This is a genomic window from Pseudofrankia coriaricola (assembly GCF_001854805.1).
Taxonomy (GTDB): Bacteria; Actinomycetota; Actinomycetes; order Frankiales; family Frankiaceae; genus Pseudofrankia.
The window spans coordinates 1-19,492 of the sequence record NZ_MBLO01000207.1; the positions used below are offsets into that span (position 1 = coordinate 1).

Below are 19,492 nucleotides of genomic sequence, written 5' to 3' on the forward strand. Positions count from 1 at the left end.
GTCGCCGGGCGTGACCGCCGTCGCCGCGACCAGCCAGGTCGCGGTGCGCCCGTCGGCGAGCACGGCGGTCGCCGCCTCGACGCCGAGACCGCCCGGCACCTCGGCCAGGTTGTCGACGGCGACGGCGGCGCGCTCGGCATAGCCGCCGAAGCCGCCCGTGCTGGCCACCACCCGCAGGCCCTTGAGGGCGGGGTCGACGTCCGGGCCGAGCGCGGTCACGACGCCGCCGACACCGTTGCCCGGGATCATCGGCGGGCTGACCGGGAGCGGGCCGGGGGCGTTGCCGGACCGGATGAGCGTGTCGAGGAAGGTCACATTCACCGCCTCGACCTCGATGACGACCTGTCTGGGCCCGGCGACGGGCTCGGGCGCCGTCCCGGTGACCAGGACCTCCGGACCGCCGAACCTGGTCAGGTACACCACCCGCATGCCGTGCTCCTCCGCTCTCGCCCGCCGTACGCCCTAGCCAGTTCACAACCTGCAGTGGGCATGAGGTCAATCCCACCCCAGTCGAATTGTCGGTGGTGTCCGTGACAATCCGCGTCGGGGGCAGGGTGGTCACGGCTCGGAGGTGCGGCGATGGCGTTCGATGTGGAGCTCGCGGAGCGGGTCAGGGACGTGCTCGGGCCGCGGCCGGGGCTGTCCGAGAAGCGGATGTTCAGCGGGCTGGCGTTCCTGCTCGACGGGAAAATGATCTGCGCGGTGATGAGCCGAGGGCTGATGCTGCGGGTGGGGCCGGACGCCTACCCGGCCGCGCTGATCCAGGACGGGGTCGGGCCGTTCGAGATGCGCGGCCGGGCGATGACTGGCTGGGTGCTCGTCGACCCGGAGGCCCTCGCCGACACCGACGCGCTCATCGAGTGGGTCGACCTGGGCGTCCGGTTCACCGCCACCCTGCCCGCGGGCGGCAGCAGCAAAGCGAGATAGCCCCCCGGGTGCCGCGTGGGATCGCCGCTGTGCGGCGGCGGGTGACCATGCGGCGCGTAGGCGTGCCTCCGCGGAGGCCCGTTCACGAGCGAGCGAGGTGTCAGCTATGCGTGTGCCACGGCTTCGGGTTGGTGACGTTGCGCGGCAGGTGACCGCGCTGGCGCGCAGGCGTGCCTCCGCGGAGGCCCGGCCCACGAGCGAAGCGAAGTGGGTTGGACCGCAGCGGAGGTCGCCGGAGCGCACGTGAGCGGAGGAGGACGGCGCGCGGAGGTCCCTTCCGCCGCGAAGCAAGGAAGGGGCCGGAGCGCGCCGCCCGGACGGAGCGAACCAGAGACACGGTCAGCCGACGCGGTCCGCGGGGCCGGACTTCACCGCCTCGACGAGGTGGCTGATCTGGGACTCGCTGAGCTTGCCGCAGCTGGCCAGGTCGGCCTCGCTGATCATCCCGACCAGGCGGTGGTCCTCGATGACCGGCATCCGCTGGATGCGGTGCTCGCTCATGCGCTGCAGGACCTCGTCCACGTCGGCGCCCGCGTCGACGTAGAACGGCTTGCCCTGGGCGAGCTGGCTCGCGGGTGTCGTCGCCGGGTCGGAGCCGGCCGCGACACAGCGCACCACGATGTCGCGGTCGGTGATGATCCCCTGCAGCCGGTCGTCCTCGCCGCAGATCGGCAGCGCGCCGACACCCAGGTCGCGCATCTTGCGGGCGGCGTCCTGGAGCGTCTGGCTCGCGCCGATGCAGGTGGCGTCGGGATGCATGATCTCGCGTGCGGTCGTCGTCATCACGGTCCTCTCGTTGACGCGTGGTCACCGCGGACGCGAGCACCGTTCCCAGCCGCGTCCTCGCACGGGGCCACTCGGATGGCCGGCCGGCCGGCGCGGGCACGGTCGCCGTTGGCCGCGCCCCGGGGCCGCCCTTGTGTCGGTCGACAGCGCCGGTCGGCCGCCGGCCGCCCGTCGCCGAGACGCCGGTGAGGACCTGCGCCCCGGGCAGGCCATCCCTCGGATGACCGAGGCGCGGCGGGCCGGCTGGCCGCCACCTGCATACCCGCTCGCCCCGCTCACAAGCCCCGCCACCCGGGACGTTGATCGCTCTACGCGGCCCCGCGCGGTGTGATCTCACCCGCGGTCACTGTGATCCGCGGCGGCGACGAAAGACCGAACTACTCCGTACGCAGGCCGTCCGGGCGCATGAGGCGGTAGAGCACGGGCAGGCTCGCCGCCGTCGTGCCGAGGACGACGGCGGCGGTCGCGACCGAGATGGTCGCGATGTTCGCCCAGTCGAAGCTCGGCGGCAGGCCGACCATCCGCAACAGCGCCGCGCCGAGCCCCATCCCCAGGCCGACCGCGAGCGCCACCCCGAGCACCATCGGCACCCCCGCCTGCCAGAGGACGGACGCCGCCAGGGTGCGCCGCCTGGCGCCGAACGCCACCAGCACCGCCAGCACCCGGCGCCGCTCCCGCAGCTGCTCGACCATGGTCACCAGCAGGCTCGCGCCGACCATGCCGAGCACCGCGGCGATCCCGACATACATCGACATCCGGATCTGGCCGAAGATCGGGTCGACGACCGTGCGCTCGAATCCCAGGACATGCGCCAGCGGGTCGACCCGGGCGGCGGCCACCGCGACCTTGTCGTAGGCGTCCGGCTCATCGCGGTCGACGTCGATGTAGCCGTAGGGGACCAGCGTGTCGAGGAGCTCCGGGCCGACGGCGCGCGGGGTGGCCAGCACGAGCGTGCTGACCGGCGCGTCCGGACGGGTGGCGACGACGCCCGCCCCGGCGGGGATCACCCAGGCGCGGCCCGCGTCGGACAGGCCGGCCAGGTAACCGCCCGCGCGCACCTGGGTGCCGGGACCCGGCAGGGCGGCGGCCGACGGCGTGCGGGCTGTCGGGTCGGCGAGCTGCTCGGGGCTGATCACGGGCGGCGCGCCGCCGCTCGAGGAGGCGCCCGGGACCGCGAGGAAGGTGTCGCCGTCGGCGCAGCTTGGCAGGGTGGCGAGCCGCCTCAGAGAGGCGCAGTCGGCGACCGCCAGGGTCGCGGACAGCTGGCTGTTCGCCTGGTCGCCGCCGATCGGGGCGACGGTCGTCATCCCGCCCGAGGCCCACGCCCACACCTGGCGCGCCGCGGGCACGGACGCCAGTGCCCGCCCCAGGTCGGCGGCGGTCGAGCCGGGGGAGCCGGTCTCGACCATCAGCCTGGTCACGCCAGGACTCTCGCCGCCCGGGCCGAAGCTGACGCGGCGGGTGAACCGGTCCTCGGCGACGGAGAAGACCATCTGCAGCGCGATGGCGCCGGTGACGGCGACCGCCACGGCCGCGACCGCCCGCACGGTCGTCGCGCTGTCCAGCTGCAGCCGGCGCACCGCCAGCTGCCAGGCCAGCGGGCCGGGGCCGAGCCGGCGCACGGCCGCGTCGAGCACCCACGGCAGCAGGACGGTCACCCCGACCAGGACCAGCACGACGCCGGCGGCGAGCTGGGCCTGCTTCCCCCGGCCGAAGACCTCCTCGCCGCCCGCGTGCAGGGGCAGCAGCAAGGCGATGCCGACCGCGGGCATCGCCAGCCGCCACCACAGCCGCCGCCTCGTCGTCGGGGCGAGGCGCACCACGCCGAGCGGCTCGATCACCACCCGGCGCAGGGAGAACAGGGTGATCGCGACCGCGCTCGCCGGCACCGCGACGAGGACCAGCGCGGCGAGTGCCGGGCTCGGCCGGATGTCGCCCGCGAACACGCCACTGCCGAACAGCGTGACGCGCTGCGCCAGCGGGCGCCCGGCGGCGAACAGCGCCACGCCGGCGGCGCAGCCCGCGAGCGCGCCCGCCAACGCCCCACCGGCCGCGATCCGCCGCGCCATCCCCGGGTCGGCGCCGACGAGCCGGACCGCGGCCAGCTGCCGGTCACGCGCCTGCGACCCGAACCGGACGGCGGCCGCCGTGAACGCGCCGATCGGCAGCAGCAGCACGGCGACGATCACGATGATGAGCATCGTCAGCACGGCCGGCACCGACGCGTCCCGCTGGGGGGCGCCGAAATGGTCGATCCGGAACCCCTGGCCGCTACCCGGCGCGGCGTCCGGCCGCCGGTCCCGCGGCTCCCCGATGTAGACGTACAGCTCGTGGGGACCGGCGAGCCCCGCCGCGCCGATAACGCCGACCCGCTCGAAGGGCAGCCGCGCGGCGAGCAGCGCGCCGCGTGGCCCGTCGAGCAGCCGGGCGAGCGCGGGGGACACCATCATCTGACCGGGGCCGGGCAGGGCGGACAGGCCCGGTGGCACCGGCGGGTGCGCCCCGTCCGGCCGCACCACCAGCCCGACGACCACCTGGCCGTGCGTGGTGGTCTCGTACGGCTCCGCCACGACGGTGGTGTCGCTGGGGGCGAGCGGTCCTCCGACGAGGTAGGACGACGGGTCACGGTCGGCGCGCCGGTCGTCGCGGGCGCCGAGGATCGCGGGCGCGGACGCCGCGACCAGCAGCAGCGCGACACCGAGCCCGACGCCCACGCCCGTCATCGCGGTGCGCAGCCACGCCGACGGCCCGCCGGCCAGGGTGAGACGCGCCCCCAGCAGCAGCTGCGCGAGCGACGCGCGGGCCCTGCGCCCGGCCGCGGCCCCAGTGGTGGTCGCGGTGGTCCTGGTCACGACGGGGGCGTTCATCCGGCCAGCGACCTGGTCCGGCCGTCGCGGACGACGACCTCCCGGTCGGAGTAGGCCGCGACCCGGGCGTCGTGGGTGACGAGCACGACCGCCGTGGCCGCCTCCCGGGCGGCCTGGGTGAGCAGGCGCATCACCTCCTCGCCGTTGAGCGAGTCCAGCGCCCCGGTCGGCTCGTCCGCGAAGATCACCCTGGGCTCGGTGACGAGCGCCCTGGCGACGGCGACCCGCTGGCCCTGCCCGCCGGACACCTCGCCGGGCCGCTTGCCGGCGACGTCGTCGACGCCGAGCCGCGCCAGCTGCGCCCGCGCGCGCTCGCGGGCCGCGCGGCGGCCGACCCCGCCCAGACGCAGCGGCAGCGCGACGTTCTCCGCGCAGGTCAGCTCGGGGACGAGCTGGCCGAACTGGAACACGAAGCCGAACTCGCCCCGCCGCAGCGCGCTGCGGCCCGCCTCCGACATCGCCGACAGCCGCCGCGTCCCGTAGTGGACCTCGCCGGCGTCGGGGCCGATGATGCCGGCCAGGCAGTGCAGCAGCGTCGACTTGCCCGAGCCGCTCGGCCCCATCAGCGCGACGATCTCGCCCGCGTCGACGCGCAGGCTCGCCCCGTCGAGCGCCGGCGTCGCCCCAAACCTCTTGCGCAGCTCCACGGCGGCGAGCAGGGCGCCTGACGTTCCCGAGGGGTCCGCCGGCCCGGCCAGGCCCACCCTGGCCGGCCCCGTGCCTGGCGCGCCGGCCGACGCCGCGGACGCCGCGGACGCCGCGGACGCCGCGGACGCCGCGGACGCCGCCACGGCGCGGGCGGACGGGTCGCGGGGGGTCATGGCCGGGCCTCCTCGGCCTGGGGCGACCGGATCGCGTTCCGGAGCGCGTCCAGCCGGGCGGCGGTCAGCTCCAGGAAGCGCAGGTCGGCCTCCAGATGGAACAGTGCGTGGTCGCAGACGAGCTGGTCGGCGAGGTCGCCGCCGGTCTTGCGGCGGGTGAGCGTGCGCATCGCCGTGAGGTGCTCGGCGCGCTGCCGGTCGAGGACGTCGGTGGCGCTGCGCCCGGTGAGCAGGGCGACGACCAGCTTGGTGTACAGCCCGCTGTGCAGGTACAGGTCCGGCCTCTCCGGCTGGGTGAGCCAGTGCTCGACGTCCGTGACGCCCGCCTCGGTGATCGCGTAGCGCTTACGGTCCGGCCCGTCGCCGGGCGTCACGCCGTCGACCTCGACCAGGCCGTTCTTCAGCAGCCGCGACAGCGTCGCGTACACCTGCCCGTAGTGCAGCGGCCGATCGTGCCCGAACCGTTCGTCGTAGCTGCGCTTGAGGTCGTACCCATGGCGCGGCCCGGCTTCCAGCAGCCCGAGCAGCGTGTGGCCGATCGACATGCGCAGGACTATACATGGCATGTATACATGCCATGTATACCCATGCTTCGGTCGTCGGGGGAGGGCGGTCAGGGGAGGGTGAGGACGCGGGGCCCGTCGTCGGTGATGGCGACCGTGTGCTCGACGTGGGCGGCGCGGCTGCCGTCGGTGGTACGCAGCGACCAGCCGTCCGGGTCGGTGCGATAACGGTCCCGGCCGCCGGCGAGCAGCATCGGCTCGATCGCGAGCACCAGGCCGGGGCGCAGCGGGAAGCCGCGGCCGGGCGGGCCGTCGTTGGCGACGTGGGGGTCCTCGTGCATCCGCCGGCCGATGCCGTGCCCGCCGAACCCCTCGGGTATGCCGTAGCGCTCCCGCCGGCAGACCCGGCCGACCGCGTGCGAGATGTCGCCGACCCGGCCGCCCGGGCGCGCGGCCGCGATGCCGGCGGCCAGCGCCTCCTCGGCGGCGGCGATCAGGCGCAGGTCCGCCGGGTGCGCGGTGCCGACGGTGAAGCTGGTCGCGGCGTCGCCGGTCCAGCCGGCGAGCTCGGCGCCGCAGTCGATGCTGACCAGGTCGCCGTCGCGCAGCCGGTAGCCGTCCGGGATGCCGTGCACGATCACGTCGTTGACGGACGCGCAGAGCACCGCCGGGAACGGGGTCGGAGCGAACGAGGGCAGGTAGCCCTTGAACGTCGACGTCGCGCCCGCGTCGGCGAGCACGCGCGCCGCGGCCTCGTCCAGCTCCAGCAGGCTGGCGCCGACGTGCGCGGCCGCCCGGGCCGCCCCCAGCGCCCGCGCGACCACCTGCCCCGCCGCCCGCATCGCCGCGATCGCCGCCGGTGACTTCAGCTCGACCATGCTCATCTCCTCCATCCCGGGCCGTGCGCCGCCATTCCGGCTCGTCTGGTCCGGCTGGTCCGGGTCTTGGCCCGATCTCGCCCCTGTGTGGTCCCGGTCCGCGCAACGACGCGGTTAACGACCCCAATAACTATCCCGGTATTATTATCACGGGACTAGGATGCTGCGCATGGTGCGGACACCGCTGACCAGCCATGAGCGCGCGCGGGGCGAACGGCTCGGGGCGCTGCTGCGGGCCGCCCGCGGCGAGCGCAGCATGGTGCGCGTCGCCGAGCTCGCCGGCGTGTCGGCCGAGACCATCCGGAAGATCGAGTCCGGCCGGATCCCGACACCCGCGTTCTTCACCGTCGCCGCGCTCGCCACCGTCCTCGGCATCTCGCTCGACGAGATCGCCGCGGCCTGCGCCAGTCCCAGCGGCGTCGCCGACGCCCTCGACTACGTCGCCAGCCGCATGTCCGCCTGACCCCGGCGCACCCGCGTCGTGGCCAGGCGCCGGCCGACGCCGCGAACCGGCGGGCAGGGCGGCGTTCGGCGCTGTCCGGCTGGTGACGTTCCGGCGCGGCGGCGGCGCCGGAGCCTAGGCTTCGCGCATGCGGATCTTCGACGATCTGGAAGCCGAGCTGGACGACCTCGACCGGATCCTCGGCGGCCTCGACCAGGCGTCCTGGGCGGCACCCTCGGCGGCGGCCGGCTGGAGCGTCGCCGACGTCGTGCTCCACCTGGCCCAGACCGACGAGACGGTGGTCGAGACCATCGCCGCCGGCCCGGCCGGCGCCCTCCGGTCCGTCGGCGGGGTCGACGAGACCACCTCGGTGGACGAGGCGATGGACGCCTGGGTGAGCCGCGAGCGGGCGGATCCCACCCAGGTATACGCCCGCTGGCGCGCGGCCAGGACCGCCGCCCTCGAGGTGCTGCGCCGGGCCGACCCGGACACGCCGGTCACGTGGGTGGCGGCCCCGCTGCGACCGGCGGCGCTCGCCACGACCCGGCTCACCGAGCACTGGGCGCACGGCCTGGACATCACCGAGCCGCTCGCGATCCCGTTCCCGGACACCGACCGGCTCCGCCACGTCGCCTGGCTCGCGCACCGCACGCTGCCGTACGCGTTCGCGTCCGCCGGTGAGCGGGCGCCGGCGGTCCGTTGCGAGCTGACCGCCCCGGACGGTGTCACCCGCTGGGAGTACGGCCCGGCCGACGCCGCCTGCGTGGTCAGCGGCCCGGCCGGTGCCTTCTGCCGCGTCGCCGCTCGCCGTCTCGCCCCCGAGTCCTCGGGGCTGGTGACGCACGGCCCCGACGCCCCCCGCGTTCTGGACCTCCTGCGTACCTACGCGCTCTGACCCGCGCCCGTGCCCTGAGACACCGTGGTCGACCACAGATTGCGCGGCGGCGGTGGGACTTACAGCGTTGTCCACGCTGTTGACGGCCGGGCCGCACCCGAAAAAGAATCTTGATGTGTAAGCCGGAGGGTCCGGTCACGGTCCGCGCCAAGGCAAATGCGCGGGTTGGGCGCGGAGAGTGACCAGATAAGGCGGGTGCGTGGACCATCGCGCGACGCGCCGCTACCGGGTCTGTGACCTGCGCGATGCCACGGGGTGGGACGTGCCACCGCGGCCTCAAGTCACCGCGAAACGTACCCTCGAGATCTACCTGGCCGTTACCGTGTCGACACATGGAGCTGGAGTACCAGCGGCTGTACCTGCCGCCGTGGACGGACCGGCGGACGGCGCAGACGGTCCTGACCATGCATGCCGAGTTCGGAGGCTGGGAGCTCGAGCGGCTGCGGCTGCTCCCCGACGGCTCGCGGCGCGTGGTGCTGCGCCGCCGCCGACGGCCGGGCAGCCTGCCCGGCTACCTCCCGACCTGACCGGACCTCGCCCGAGGTGGAGCCGCCGGGCCGGGCACAGGCCCGGCCCGGCACTGACTAAGGCACGTATGCCAGCGTGAACGCCAGCGTGGCGTAGACCGTCATCAGCGTGGCCGAGGCCGCCAGGGCGAACGGCCAGACGGTGCGCCGGCCGAGCGCGAGCGCCGCGACCAGGACGAACGGGAACGCGCCGAACACGTAGCGCTCCGAGGAGTCCAGGTTCGAGCCGGTGAACACGGTGAGCAGCACCAGCGCGCACCAAACCGAATAGCTCGCCGGCAGCAGCCGGGTCATCAGCACCAGCGCGACCAGCGCCACCAGCAGCCACGGCACGTGCAGCCCCGTGCCGACCTCGCCGTGGATCGTGCCCTGTGCCGCGTCCCACAGCACCGACAGCGGGTTGCCTGCGGCGCCGTGGCGGGCCGCGTCGCGCTGCATGGTCAGCGGCGCCAGGCCGTCGTGGTACGTCGCCGCGGACCAGGCCACGTAGATCGCGGCGCCGGCGGCCGGGGCGACGACCGCGCCAAGGCGCGGCAGCCACCAGCGTGGGCTGGCCGAGCGCGGCCCGCGGGCCGCCTCGATCGCCATCGGCGCGACCAGCAGCAAGCCCAGCGGCCGGCACAGCCCGCTGAGGAGCCCCGCGAGCGTGGCCAGCCCGAACCGCCCGGAGCGGGCGGCCAGGAACGCCCCGATCGCGAGCAGCATCGCGGGCGCCTCGGCGTAGCCCATCGCCAGCACGAACGCGGGCGGGGCCAGCGCCGACAGCCAGATCACCCGGCGGATCGCCGGGTCCGGGAACCCCTCGGCCCGGGCCAGCCGGGCGAGCAGGACGGTGAGCGCGAACGCCAGCGCGTTGACGACCACCAGCAGCACCGCGCCCTGGCGCCCCGCGAGGCCGGGCAGCGCGCACAGGCCGCGCACCAGCAGCGGCAGCAGCGGGAAGAACCGGCGGCTCTCCTCACCGGCGCCGCCGTAGCCGTGGGACGCGATGCTCTCGTACCAGCCGGCGTCCCAGCCGAGCAGGCCGGAGTGGTCGAGCCTGCCGCCGTTGTCGGCGACCGAGCCGGCCAGGAAGTGGACGAGGCCGAGCGCCGCCGCGACGACGACCCGGCCGGCCACCCAGGCGGCGGCGGCCTCGGGCACGTACCAGCGGGCGAGCCGTCCGCCGCGGGCGACATCGGGAGCGACGCCGTCGGACAGGCCGAACCGCTGCCGGGCACCGGAGCTGCCGCGGGCGGCCGCCGGGTCGGCGAGCACGACCAGCATGTTGTCGATGTCGTCGGTGTAGCGGCCGGACCGCTCGGCGTCCCGGCGCATCGCCCGGTGCGCGCCGGGGCCCCGCCGCTCCACCGGCCGTGCCGCCGCGGGCCCGTACGCCTCGAACCGGGGCCCGGCCGCGTCGCCGGCCCCGTCCCGATCCGGGAAGTCGGCGGCACCCACGTCGCCCGCGCTCGACGGGGCGGCCCTGGTGGCGGCGCCCGCCGTCAGGGCGAGCCGCCCGCCGGCCGGCTCCGCCGGGGCGGTGCCGGCCGCGGCTGGCACCGCCCCGGCGAGTCTCGCGGGGGAGGCGTCCAGCCCCGGCGCGGTCTCCTCGCCAGAGGACGGGGACCTGGCGGGCGGTCGTGACCCGGCCGCCCGCCCATCATCCGGCGTGTCGGTCATGCGGGTGGGAACCGGACGAGCTGGTAGTTCTCGTACACCTCAGCCGGCTTGCCCTGCTCCATCTCCAGGCTGGGTTTCGGCCGCTTGTTCTGGATCTCGGTCTGGATCTGTAGGCAGAGCGTCTCGTAGGTCCGGTAGCCACCGGAGTCGGCCATGAAGATCGTGTGGTCCTTGCCTGCCTCCGCCAGCGCCCGCTCCGCGAGCTTGACGCCGTCGGCGGCCTTGTTGCGCTCCTCGTAGTCGACCCAGTTGACCCGGTCCGGCGGCCCCCACGTCGGCACGAGGTGGACCTTGAGACCGGCCGGGATCGTGCGGGCCAAGCCGGGGCCGAGCTGGTCGGGGCAGATCAGCAGGAGGTCGCCGGGCTTGGCCTCCCGCTTGAGGATCGACGCCACGTCGGTGGCCTGCGTGCGCTGCATCTGGACGTCGGTGTAGCCGCCGATCACCCCGGCCAGAGCGCAGACCGCGACGGTGCACTGGACGAACCGCTTGTGGCGTACGACCGTCGCGCCGAGGCCGACGACCAGCAGGAACGGCACGAACGCCGTCGCCGTGTACCGGTCGGCCCAGGCGTTGCCGACGACCTTGCCGGCCGTGACGGCGACCAGCAGCGTCATCGTGGACAGCAGGAACAGGGTGCGCCCCGGTTCCCCGCCGCGCAGGTCGATCAGGACGAACCGGCCGCCGAGGCCCCGCCCGGCGATGCCGAGCGCGACCAGGCAGGTGATGAACAGCAGCAGGATCCGGCCCACGGTCGACGGGCCGCCGGCCCACTGGCCGTAGGCGTGCGAGATGGCCGCGTAGGTCGCGGGCTCGCCCCACGGCGTGCCGGTGTGCGCCGACTGGAAGCGGAACTCGCTGAGCCACGGGGAGAACACGATCGCCCCGCAGACGATCCCGAGGGCCGCGGCGAACGCCCCGCGCCGCCCGGCGGCGGGGAACCGCGGCCGGGCGGCCGCGGCGGCGGCAGTGCGCGCCGCGGCACCGGCGGCCGAGTGGCGCGCGGCCTTCGCGGCCGCGGCGCCGGTCCCGGGCAGCGAGGGCGGGTCGGCGGCGACGCTGCCCGCCGGCAGGCCCGCGGCCGCCAGGCCCTCGTCGACGGCGTCCTGGGTGGCCGGGTCGACGGACGGGCCGTCGTCCGGCCGCCCGGCGCCGGCCCGATCGGCGTGGCCGAACAGGAGCGTCGGGCGCCACCACAGCAGGACCAGCCAGCCGCCGACCGTCAGCAGCAGGTAGAGGCACCAGTAGTGGGTGAGCGCGAGCGAGCCGGCCGCGAGCGCCACGTAGGCCACCGACAGCGCCGTGGGCTTGCGCAGCGCGCGCTCGATGGCCAGGCCCCCGAGCGCGGTCAGCAGCACGATCAGGCTGTACATCCGGGTCTCGGTCGCGAAGCGCAGCGCGAACGGCGAGGTGATGTAGAAGACCACCGCGAGCTGGGCGGCCCGCTGCCCGACGACCCGGCGCGCCAGCAGGTACAGCGGCCAGACGGCGACCAGGTTGATGATCGCCGACAGCGCCCGCACCGCCGAGTTGCCGGCACCGAACAGGCTGATCCAGGCGTGCAGGATCAGGTAGTAGAGCGGCGGCGAGCCGTCCTCGCGCAGGCCGGTGAACATGGTCGGGCCGTTGCCCGTCAGCGGCATCTTGGCGATCGCGACGCTCTGCGCCTCGTCGAGCCACAGGTCCTGGCGGGCGGTGAACCGCACCACGACCGCGACCGCCAGGATCAGCAGCATCACGGCCTGGTAGATCCGATCCGCGCGCCCGGGGCGCGGCCCCGGCGTGTCGACCGGCTCGGGGATGCGCTCCGCCGGCCGGACCGCGACGTCCGTCACGGTCTGTCCTCTCCGTCCCTGTTCGTCGGGGGGCCTGAGCCACCCGAGACCTTCCACTCCCACCGCGGGGCGGGCGGGTCCATCTGTGGTCCCGTCCCGGCTTCCGTGCCAGCAGGAGGGTGTTTCGCGGCACTCTCGCTGTTGTCCGTCTGCTGCCTTCGTTTGTCGGTCCGCTGCCTTTGGACCCTGCGTGCCCTGGTCCGCTGTGGTGCCGCCGTGGCCTCCAGCGGCGCCATGCTGCGCCCGGCAGTGGCTCTACCGAGGCCCGAGGCCCGCCGTCGAGGGGCAGGCAAGGTGGCGCCGCCGGCCGCCGGCCGGCGTGCGCGCCCAGTCTTTCACGGGCTGTCGGGGCGTACCGGTTCGCCCCTTGCGCCGTCTGTCCACCGGTCCATCTCGCCTTCCCTTGCGTACCAGTGGTGATCGTCTCATCGCCACGGGTCGATCGCCGCGTCGCGCGGTCCGCCGCACCGCGGCCGCCGCGCCGGCGCCCCGCTAGGTGGACGGCCGCGGTGCGGCGGACCGCCGTCCGGGCCCGTCTGGGCCCGTCTGGGCGTGGTCTGGCAAGGTGCGGTCATGGCCTCACCCGTCCGCGATGCGCGCGTCGTCACCCTCCGCGTAGCCCGGGGGCTTCAGCCCGCGGCCCGCCGGAGCCGGCATGACGGCTGACATCCCCGGCGCTGGTCGCGGTGACGTGGCCGGCGGCATGCCGGCCGCCGAGGCCGTCGGCACCGACGTGAGCGGCGGCGTGAGCGGCGGCGTGAGCGGCGGCGTCGAGACCAGCGCCGCTGCCGGGGCCGGGGCCGCCAACGCCACCGACGTCGCGACGACGGGCCCGCCGGCGCCGGGGGACGGGCCCACCGCTGTCGGCCAGTTCGGTGGCGGCGCCCAGACGCCCGAGGTGGCGCCGCCGGGGCGGTCGTCCGAGCCGGCGGCGGTCACGAGGCCGGTCGCGGGGCTGGTGGCCGCGTGGTGCGCGCTCGCGGTCGGGATCGCGGCGAAGGACGGCCGCTACGGTGGCTGGGCGATGTCGGCGGTGCTCGTCGGCTGGGGAGTGGCGGCGGTCACGGTCGCCCTGCTGGGCGGCAGCCAGGGCCCGGCGAGCTGGCTCGGCCGGCCCGTGCGGCTCGCCGCCCGCCGGCTCGGCCGGTCGACGCCATGGCTGTCGTGGCGGGTGACGTGGGCCGCCGTCGCCCTGGTGGTGGGCCTCGGGCCGGTGCTGCGCCACCCCCGTTACTACGGCTCCGGCGGGTTCGCCGAGCTCGCCGACTGGTGCTCGATCGCCGCGGGCCTGCTCGCCGCGGCCGGCGTCGCCGCGGGCCTGCTCGCCGCGCGCCCGGAACCCTGGCCGCCGGCCCCGACCTGGGGGCTTGGCGCGCTGCGCGGCCACCGCGTCTTCGACGCCGTGGTCGCCCTCGCGGCCGCCGCGGGGGTGGCGACGGTGCTCGCCGCGCCCGACCCCCAGATCGACGTGTTCCACCTGCTCCAGGCGTCCGCGCGCGGGCTCCCCGACGGCGTGAACATGTACCACCAGGTGTGGCTGACCGGCCGGCCCGGCGACCTGCACGGCGGGCTCGTCGACGTCTACCCCTACCTGCCGGCCACCTCGGTGCTGCTCGCCCCGTTCCGGCTCCTGCTCGGCGACGTCCGCTACGGGCTGCTCGCCGCGCTCGTCGTCGCGGTCTACGCCGTCCGGGCGCTCGGCCGGCGAGAGGCGCCGTGGGTGCCCGTCGTCCCGCTGCTGGTGCTGGTCTTCCCGGAGTCCTGCTACGCGCTGGAGCAGTCCTGGACGGAGCCGTTGCTGGTCGCCTGCCTGGCCGTGATGGTGTGGGCGGCGTGCGGTGGCCGGGGGGTGCTCGCGGTCGTCGCGTTCGCCGTGGCGCTGGCGAGCAAGCAGCACGTCGTCCTGCTGGTCCCGGTGGCGGCGGCGTGGCCCGCGTTCGGCCGGCGGCGCGCCGCAGCGGCCTGCGGGCTCGGTCTCGCGTTCGTGGCGCCGTGGGTGCTCGACGACCCGGGCGCGTTCTTCCATGACGCCGTGCGGACCAATCTCGGCTACTCGGTGCTCGACCACTCGCTGTCGGTGACCGGCTGGGCGCACCACTTCGGCGTCAACCTCGGCTTCGGGACGACCGCGGTGGCGCTGGTGGCGGCCTACCTGCTCGCCTGGCGGGCGCGGGGCGACGCGGCCGGCTTCGCCGCCGGCGGCGCGCTGGTCCTGCTGACCGTGGTCGAGCTGAACAAGCAGTCGTTCTTCAACCACTACACCCTGCCGATGGCCCTCCTCATCCTGGCCATCGCCACCACCCTGGCCCCAGCCACCCCAGCCACCGGGACTACTCAGGCCAGCCCGTAGACGTCGCACGGCTCTGACTGTCAAGAGGCCCCGTCGGGCGCACCCGTCCTAGACAACGCAACTCGGCCACCAGCCGTGACAGCGCATCGGCGCACTGCCAACGCGACCCATCTCTGGACCCCGCCCCACGCCGGCCCCGGCCGTACACCTCAGCCCCGAAACCAGGCCGGGAGGGCGCTCAGCGCCCGACAGGCGCCGCCGCGGGCGGTCGCGCAAGCGACCTTCCCGCAGGCGGCGCCCTATCGCAGGGTGGTGAAGCGTTCCAGCCAGGCGCCCTCGTACAGGGGCTTCTTGTTGACGAGGACGCTGCGGTCGCGGCGGACGCCGAGCTGCTCGGAGACCAGGCTGCACGAGCCCTCGAGGAACCGGTAGCCGTCGGCTCCGACCAGGAAGATCGCGTGGTCGGGGCCGGCGAGCGTGTTCAGGGAGCGGGCGAACTCGTCGCTGTTGGCCTGCTGCATCCGTGCGGCGTAGTCGACCCAGTCGACGAGCGCCGGGCCGGTGGAGTCCGCGTAGGCGACCTCGCGCAGGTCGGTCTCGCCTAGGCGGGTGAGCGCCCGGTACACGGCGGGGCCGAGTTGGTCGGGGCAGAACGCGACGACGTCGCCCGGCCTGGCCTGCTTGGCGATCTCCGCCGCTATCTCGCTCGCCTGGGTGCGCTCGGTCCGGGCCAGCTGGTAGCCACCGACGAGGCCCGCGAGCGAGGCGACGATCAGCACCCCGCTGCGCCAGCGCTTCGACGGCAGGATCGACACACCCAGCGCCGCGAGCATCAGGCAGGCGGGCAGCGAGATTCCGGTGTAACGCTCCGCGTACGCGCTGCCGCCGAACATGTTCACCACGTAGGCCAGCGTCAGCGGCGCGAGCCACACCGCGGCCAGGTAGCGGCCCGGCATCCGCCCGGACGGCTTCACGACCAGCTCGCGGCCGCTCGGGCGGCCGGTCAGGCCGATGAGCGCCCCGCCGAGCAGCACCAGGCCCAGCAGCGCCCCCGTCGACTGCGGGCCGGCCCAGTCGAACACCGTGTCCAGCAGCACCTGCGCCTGCACCCGCGGCGCCCACGGCGTCCCGGTGTGCAGCATCTGGAACAGGAACGACGGCATCCACGGGGCGAACAGCACGGCGGAGGCCGCCATCGCGGCGAACGCGCGCAGCGCTGGGCGGCGGTAGCGGGGACGGCGCCGCGACTGCAGCAGCAGGAACGCCGCCACCGTGAAGATCAGCAGGAACGTCCAGTAGTGGGTGTAGACCAGGGCCGCCGTCGCGAGCGTCAGTAATGCCAGCCGCCACGGCGACGAACGGTCCAGCGACCGGACGAGCGCGAGCCCGAACGCGAGCACCAGCAGGACGACCATCGAGTACATCCGGGTCTCGCTGCCGTAGCGGATCGCGTACGGGGAGCAGGCGAACAGCAGCAGCGTCGCCCGGGCGACCCGGCGCGGCGTGGCCTCGTCGCCGTTGCCGTACGCGGCGGCGAGCGTGCCCACCCGGGCGCCGGCGGCCCACGCCAGCGGCAGGGTCCCGAGCGACAGCACCCCGGACAGCGACCGCACGGCGACGTCCCCGTCGCCGAACATCTTGATCCACACGTGCAGCAGCAGGTAGTACAGCGGCGGCGCGCCGTCGTGGCGCAGCGCCGAGAGCAGGCCGCCGACCGGCCGGTGCGCGATCTCGACGGTGAGCGACTCGTCGAGCCACAGGTGGCTTGTCGTCGCGAAGCGCAGCACCCCGCCGACCAGCACCGCGGCCGCGATGAGCACGAGCGGCAGCCGTCCGCCCACCCGCGCGGCCAGCGGGCTTCGCCGTGCCCGGTCGCGCAGCCTCACCCAGAGCGCCACCAGCCACAGGCCGACGCGGTGGGCGACGCCCAGCGGTCCTCCGGCGCCGGCGGCCGGGCCTCCGCCGGCGGTCCCGCCCGGCGCGCCGTCCGCCGGGCTGTCCGTATCGCTCTCGGGGGCCGTGACAGCCAAGAGGGAGCCTGTCTGCGCGGGGCCCGCCGTCGGGGCCGGCTCCCGGACGCCGGCGGCCGGGACGGAGGGGGCGGCCGACGGCGCGGGTTCCCGGTGGCGCGGCGGGCCGGGGTCGACCGGCGGCGCCTGGCGCGGGACGGTGGCCGTCGCCACGGTGTCCGCGGGTGGGTGGATCGACGCCTGCGCGGGGACGGCCGCGGCGGTCAGCTCCGGCGGGGCTGGTGCCGCCATCGAGGTGTCGTCGCCCGACGGGTACACGGTCGGGCTGGCGGATGGGTCGATGTTCACCCCACGGACGCTACCGAGGCCCGGGATAGACCAACGAGGCCGCCATCCCCGGCCGGTTCCGGTTGGTCTGGTGTCGCCCGCGGCCCGCCGGACCATGCGCCAGACGCCGCGCCCGGCGCCGCCGGTTCGCGGCTGCCCGGCCGACTGGTCGCGGCTCACTCGACGGACTCGGTCACGTGCCGGCCACCACCCGAGGGACCTGCCGTCGGCCCGCGGCGCCGACGCCCCCATCCGTTACGTCCTCGTCGTCGTCGTCCGGCTCGGTGGGCTCGCCCGCCTCGGCTCCGGCGAGCAGCGGCGCGAGCAGGGTCACCCGGCGCCGGCCGCCGGCCGTACGCACGGCCTGGCGCAGGGCCGGGCCGCCCACGCACACGATCGACAGGTGGCCGCGGGCCCGGGTGATCGCCGTGTAGACCAACGGGCGGTTGAGCATCCGGCCAGCCTCCGGTGGGAAGACGGTGACCACCGCCGGCCACTCGCTGCCCTGCGCCCGGTGCACCGTCACAGCCCAGCCGTGCCGCAGGTCGCCGAGCACGCCGGCCGGCACCTCCAGCGTGCCCCCGGGGAACGTGACGAGCAATCCACCGCGGTCGGCGAGCTTGGTGACCACCCCGATCTCGCCGTTGGCGAACCCGACGTCCAGATGGTTCGCCGTCGCGACCACCCGGTCGCCGACGTCGAACCCGCTGACCGCCCCCGGGCCCGGGTTGAGCGCCGCCTTCAGCGCCGTGTTGAGGGCGGCCGTCCCCGCCGGGCCCGCGTGCACCGGGGTGACGACCTGCACGTCGGCCGGCACGATCCCGAGGACCCGGGGGATCGAGTCGGTGACCAGCTGGACGACGCGGCGCGCCGCCTCACCCGCCGAGCGGGCCATCACGACGACCACCTCCCGGTCCGGGCCGCCCGCGGGGGGTGGCAGGTCGCCACCGCGCACCGCCGTCGCCAGCTGCGCGATCGCCCCGCCGGCGGACTGCCGGTACAGCCGGGAGAGCTCCGTGATTGGCGCCACGCCCGACTCGATCAGGTCGGTGAGCAGCTGGCCGGGGCCGATGCTCGGCAGCTGCGCCGGGTCGCCGACGAACAGCAGGTGGGTGCCGTCCGCGCAGGCCTCCACCAGGGCGGCGGCGAGCTCCGCGTCGACCATCGACGCCTCGTCGACGACGACCAGGTCGGCGTCGAGCGGGTAGTGCTCGCCGCGGGTGAACCCGCCGCCCCTGCCCTGCGCGCCGAGCAGCCGGTGCAGCGTGCTCGCCGGGGCGTCGCACAGCTCCTCGAGCCGCTTGGCCGCCCGCCCGGTCGGCGCGGCGAGCGCGACCTCGGCGCCCGCGGCGCGGGCGAGGCGGACGACGGCGGCCACGGTGCGGCTCTTCCCGGTCCCCGGGCCGCCGGTCAGCACGCTCACCCCGACGGCCAGCGCCGTGCGCGCCGCGGCGAGCTGCACCTCGTCAAGCCCGTCGGTCAGGTCCTCCTCGCCACCGCCCGGCGCGCCGGGCGCCGGGCCCGCGAGGACGGCGGGGCCGTCGTCGCCAGGCGCGCCGGCGGCGCTGTCGGTGCCGGCGGCGCTGTCGGTCTCGTCGCCGGCGTCGTCCGGCTGGCCGGTGCCCGTGCCGGTGCCGTCGTCGAGGCCGAAGTCGAGCTCGGTGGCCAGGTGTGCCGACGCCTGGTCGTCCTCGTCCCCGTCGGTGGGCCGGGCCAGCCCGCCGTCCGCGAGCGCCCCGGCACCGGCGCGCGGGCGGCGCCGCCCGCCCGGGCGCAGCGGCTCGGCGGTCACGGTGAGCCGTTCGATGCCGTCGGCGATGGCCTGCTCGGCCATCGCGTACCGCTCGAGGCTCATCCGGTCGTCGACGAGCACGAGGCGGCCGTCCCGGGCGGCGTCGGTGAGCGCCGCCGCCGGGTCGCTCACGCCTTCGCGGGCGGCCGCCGCCAGCACCGCCTCGACCGGCCCCGCCGTGTCCCCGGCGCGGGCGGCGGCCTTCGCGAGCAGGTGGATGAGCACCCCGGGCCCGCGCCGCGGGTCCTCGCGCCCGAGCCCCATCGACCGGGCCAGCCGGTCGGCGTGGGTGAGCTCGGCCTCCCCGCCGACCAGCAGCGCCCAGGGGTCGGCGCGCAGCTCGTCGGCCGCCTGGGCTCCCAGCTCGTCGCCGACCCCCCGGGCCAGGCGCACCGGCAGGTCGGCCGCGGCGAGCAGCTCGGCGACCTCGTACTTCCCGGAGGCGGCGCGGAACGAGTCCAGCAGCCGGCGTGCCCGCGGCCCGCTCACCCCCTCGACGGCGGAGAGCCTGGCCAGGTCGACGTCGGCGGGGCGGCGGATGCCCGCGCCGGCGAGCCGGGAGGCCGTGGTCCGCCCGAGCCCCGGCCACAGCCCCGCCGCGCAGAACGCGCCGAACAGAGGGTCGGCGAACGGGGGGTCGGCGGCCGGAGGCGCCTGGCCGGGGACCGGCGGGCGGTCGTCCGCCGGGGCCCCCACGGCGGCGGTGGCGAAGCCTGGCGCGCCCATGGTCCTCCGGGCGTCAGGGGCAGGGGAGGTCTGGTCCGGCATGCCCGAAGCGTAACCAGCCCCGGGCCACGTCCCGGTAGCCTGACCGCCGCCGCGCCGGGGTCGGTATGGGCCGTTTCCATCGCGGCCTGGGCCGCCCCGCGCACCGCCGGCCCACGTCCCGGCGCCGCCCCCGCCGGCCGCGGCTTCGTCCTCGCGCGCCCCCGTCCCGCGGGCCCTTGTGCCTCGCCGCGCCGGCGGGCCT

General features: G+C 75.9%; 15 protein-coding genes. 5 read left to right on the forward strand and 10 right to left on the reverse strand.

Annotated features, from left to right (window positions below; translation table 11 throughout):
* Positions 1-429: alcohol dehydrogenase catalytic domain-containing protein (locus tag BCD48_RS22630; RefSeq protein ID WP_157910553.1), on the reverse strand; the 429-nt coding region annotated here is incomplete at its 3' end.
* A gap of 150 nt (positions 430-579) precedes the next feature.
* Here BCD48_RS22630 and BCD48_RS22635 point away from each other — a divergent pair.
* Positions 580-927 carry a TfoX/Sxy family protein gene (locus BCD48_RS22635; protein ID WP_071050405.1) on the forward strand — a complete coding sequence of 116 codons (348 nt, stop codon included), beginning with the start codon at positions 580-582 and terminating at the stop codon, positions 925-927.
* A gap of 339 nt (positions 928-1,266) precedes the next feature.
* On the opposite strand, the gene BCD48_RS22640 is transcribed toward BCD48_RS22635, so the two are convergent.
* The 5 genes from BCD48_RS22640 to map all read right to left on the reverse strand — a co-directional run bounded on the left by BCD48_RS22640 (position 1,267) and on the right by map (position 6,782).
* A complete protein-coding gene (locus BCD48_RS22640; protein WP_071050406.1) occupies positions 1,267-1,710 on the reverse strand; it encodes a CBS domain-containing protein in 444 nt (147 codons plus the stop codon).
* A gap of 380 nt (positions 1,711-2,090) precedes the next feature.
* The gene (locus BCD48_RS22645; RefSeq protein WP_071050407.1) at positions 2,091-4,580 is read right to left on the reverse strand and encodes an ABC transporter permease; all 2,490 of its coding nucleotides are present in this window, start codon (positions 4,578-4,580) and stop codon (positions 2,091-2,093) included.
* The gene (locus BCD48_RS22650) at positions 4,577-5,401 is read right to left on the reverse strand and encodes an ABC transporter ATP-binding protein (protein ID WP_083419045.1); all 825 of its coding nucleotides are present in this window, start codon (positions 5,399-5,401) and stop codon (positions 4,577-4,579) included. The genes BCD48_RS22645 and BCD48_RS22650 overlap by 4 nt, the downstream gene beginning before the upstream one ends.
* On the reverse strand, positions 5,398-5,946 hold the full coding sequence (locus tag BCD48_RS22655) for a PadR family transcriptional regulator (protein ID WP_071050408.1): 549 nt from the start codon (positions 5,944-5,946) through the stop codon (positions 5,398-5,400). Before BCD48_RS22655 ends, BCD48_RS22650 begins: the two co-directional genes overlap by 4 nt.
* A gap of 68 nt (positions 5,947-6,014) precedes the next feature.
* On the reverse strand, positions 6,015-6,782 hold the full coding sequence (gene map, locus BCD48_RS22660) for a type I methionyl aminopeptidase (protein WP_071050432.1): 768 nt from the start codon (positions 6,780-6,782) through the stop codon (positions 6,015-6,017).
* A 169-nt stretch (positions 6,783-6,951) separates the two neighbouring features.
* Between map and BCD48_RS22665 the strand changes: the two genes are divergently transcribed.
* From BCD48_RS22665 to BCD48_RS22675, 3 genes are all read left to right on the forward strand, one after another.
* Positions 6,952-7,245: a helix-turn-helix domain-containing protein gene (locus BCD48_RS22665; protein WP_071050433.1), complete on the forward strand. Its 294-nt coding sequence runs from the start codon at positions 6,952-6,954 to the stop codon at positions 7,243-7,245.
* A 127-nt stretch (positions 7,246-7,372) separates the two neighbouring features.
* Entirely contained in the window at positions 7,373-8,119 is a 747-nt protein-coding gene (locus BCD48_RS22670) for a maleylpyruvate isomerase family mycothiol-dependent enzyme (protein ID WP_071050409.1), read from the forward strand.
* Positions 8,120-8,451: 332 nt separating this feature from the next.
* Positions 8,452-8,646: a DUF5703 family protein gene (locus BCD48_RS22675; protein WP_007518323.1), complete on the forward strand. Its 195-nt coding sequence runs from the start codon at positions 8,452-8,454 to the stop codon at positions 8,644-8,646.
* A gap of 57 nt (positions 8,647-8,703) precedes the next feature.
* Here the strand turns inward: BCD48_RS22675 and BCD48_RS22680 are convergent, their stop codons facing one another.
* Positions 8,704-10,308: a putative hexosyltransferase gene (locus BCD48_RS22680; protein WP_241841921.1), complete on the reverse strand. Its 1,605-nt coding sequence runs from the start codon at positions 10,306-10,308 to the stop codon at positions 8,704-8,706.
* Positions 10,305-12,143 (reverse strand): glycosyltransferase family 39 protein, encoded by a 1,839-nt coding sequence (locus BCD48_RS22685; RefSeq protein WP_071050410.1) that lies wholly within the window; start codon positions 12,141-12,143, stop codon positions 10,305-10,307. The genes BCD48_RS22680 and BCD48_RS22685 overlap by 4 nt, the downstream gene beginning before the upstream one ends.
* 655 nt (positions 12,144-12,798) lie before the next feature.
* Between BCD48_RS22685 and BCD48_RS22690 the strand changes: the two genes are divergently transcribed.
* Positions 12,799-14,493, forward strand: coding sequence for a glycosyltransferase (locus tag BCD48_RS22690; RefSeq protein WP_241841922.1), 1,695 nt, complete (start codon positions 12,799-12,801; stop codon positions 14,491-14,493).
* 239 nt (positions 14,494-14,732) lie between these two features.
* Here the strand turns inward: BCD48_RS22690 and BCD48_RS22695 are convergent, their stop codons facing one another.
* Both BCD48_RS22695 and BCD48_RS22700 read right to left on the reverse strand, forming a co-directional pair.
* Positions 14,733-16,847: a glycosyltransferase family 39 protein gene (locus tag BCD48_RS22695; protein ID WP_071050435.1), complete on the reverse strand. Its 2,115-nt coding sequence runs from the start codon at positions 16,845-16,847 to the stop codon at positions 14,733-14,735.
* Positions 16,848-16,923: 76 nt separating this feature from the next.
* Complete coding sequence (locus BCD48_RS22700; protein WP_083419046.1) at positions 16,924-19,248, reverse strand: AAA family ATPase; 2,325 nt, start codon at positions 19,246-19,248, stop codon at positions 16,924-16,926.
* Between the last annotated feature and the right edge of the window lie 244 nt (positions 19,249-19,492).

What these genes read in the sequence shown, in the direction of transcription:
- BCD48_RS22635 (WP_071050405.1), top strand. Translation starts at nt 580, where the DNA reads ATGGCGTTCGATGTGGAGCTCGCGGAGCGGGTCAGGGACGTGCTCGGG.
- BCD48_RS22640 (WP_071050406.1), bottom strand. Translation starts at nt 1,710, where the DNA reads ATGACGACGACCGCACGCGAGATCATGCATCCCGACGCCACCTGCATC.
- BCD48_RS22645 (WP_071050407.1), bottom strand. Translation starts at nt 4,580, where the DNA reads ATGAACGCCCCCGTCGTGACCAGGACCACCGCGACCACCACTGGGGCC.
- BCD48_RS22650 (WP_083419045.1), bottom strand. Translation starts at nt 5,401, where the DNA reads ATGACCCCCCGCGACCCGTCCGCCCGCGCCGTGGCGGCGTCCGCGGCG.
- BCD48_RS22655 (WP_071050408.1), bottom strand. Translation starts at nt 5,946, where the DNA reads ATGTCGATCGGCCACACGCTGCTCGGGCTGCTGGAAGCCGGGCCGCGC.
- map (WP_071050432.1), bottom strand. Translation starts at nt 6,782, where the DNA reads ATGGTCGAGCTGAAGTCACCGGCGGCGATCGCGGCGATGCGGGCGGCG.
- BCD48_RS22665 (WP_071050433.1), top strand. Translation starts at nt 6,952, where the DNA reads ATGGTGCGGACACCGCTGACCAGCCATGAGCGCGCGCGGGGCGAACGG.
- BCD48_RS22670 (WP_071050409.1), top strand. Translation starts at nt 7,373, where the DNA reads ATGCGGATCTTCGACGATCTGGAAGCCGAGCTGGACGACCTCGACCGG.
- BCD48_RS22675 (WP_007518323.1), top strand. Translation starts at nt 8,452, where the DNA reads ATGGAGCTGGAGTACCAGCGGCTGTACCTGCCGCCGTGGACGGACCGG.
- BCD48_RS22680 (WP_241841921.1), bottom strand. Translation starts at nt 10,308, where the DNA reads ATGACCGACACGCCGGATGATGGGCGGGCGGCCGGGTCACGACCGCCC.
- BCD48_RS22690 (WP_241841922.1), top strand. Translation starts at nt 12,799, where the DNA reads ATGACGGCTGACATCCCCGGCGCTGGTCGCGGTGACGTGGCCGGCGGC.
- BCD48_RS22695 (WP_071050435.1), bottom strand. Translation starts at nt 16,847, where the DNA reads ATGGTCCGGCGGGCCGCGGGCGACACCAGACCAACCGGAACCGGCCGG.
- BCD48_RS22700 (WP_083419046.1), bottom strand. Translation starts at nt 19,248, where the DNA reads ATGGGCGCGCCAGGCTTCGCCACCGCCGCCGTGGGGGCCCCGGCGGAC.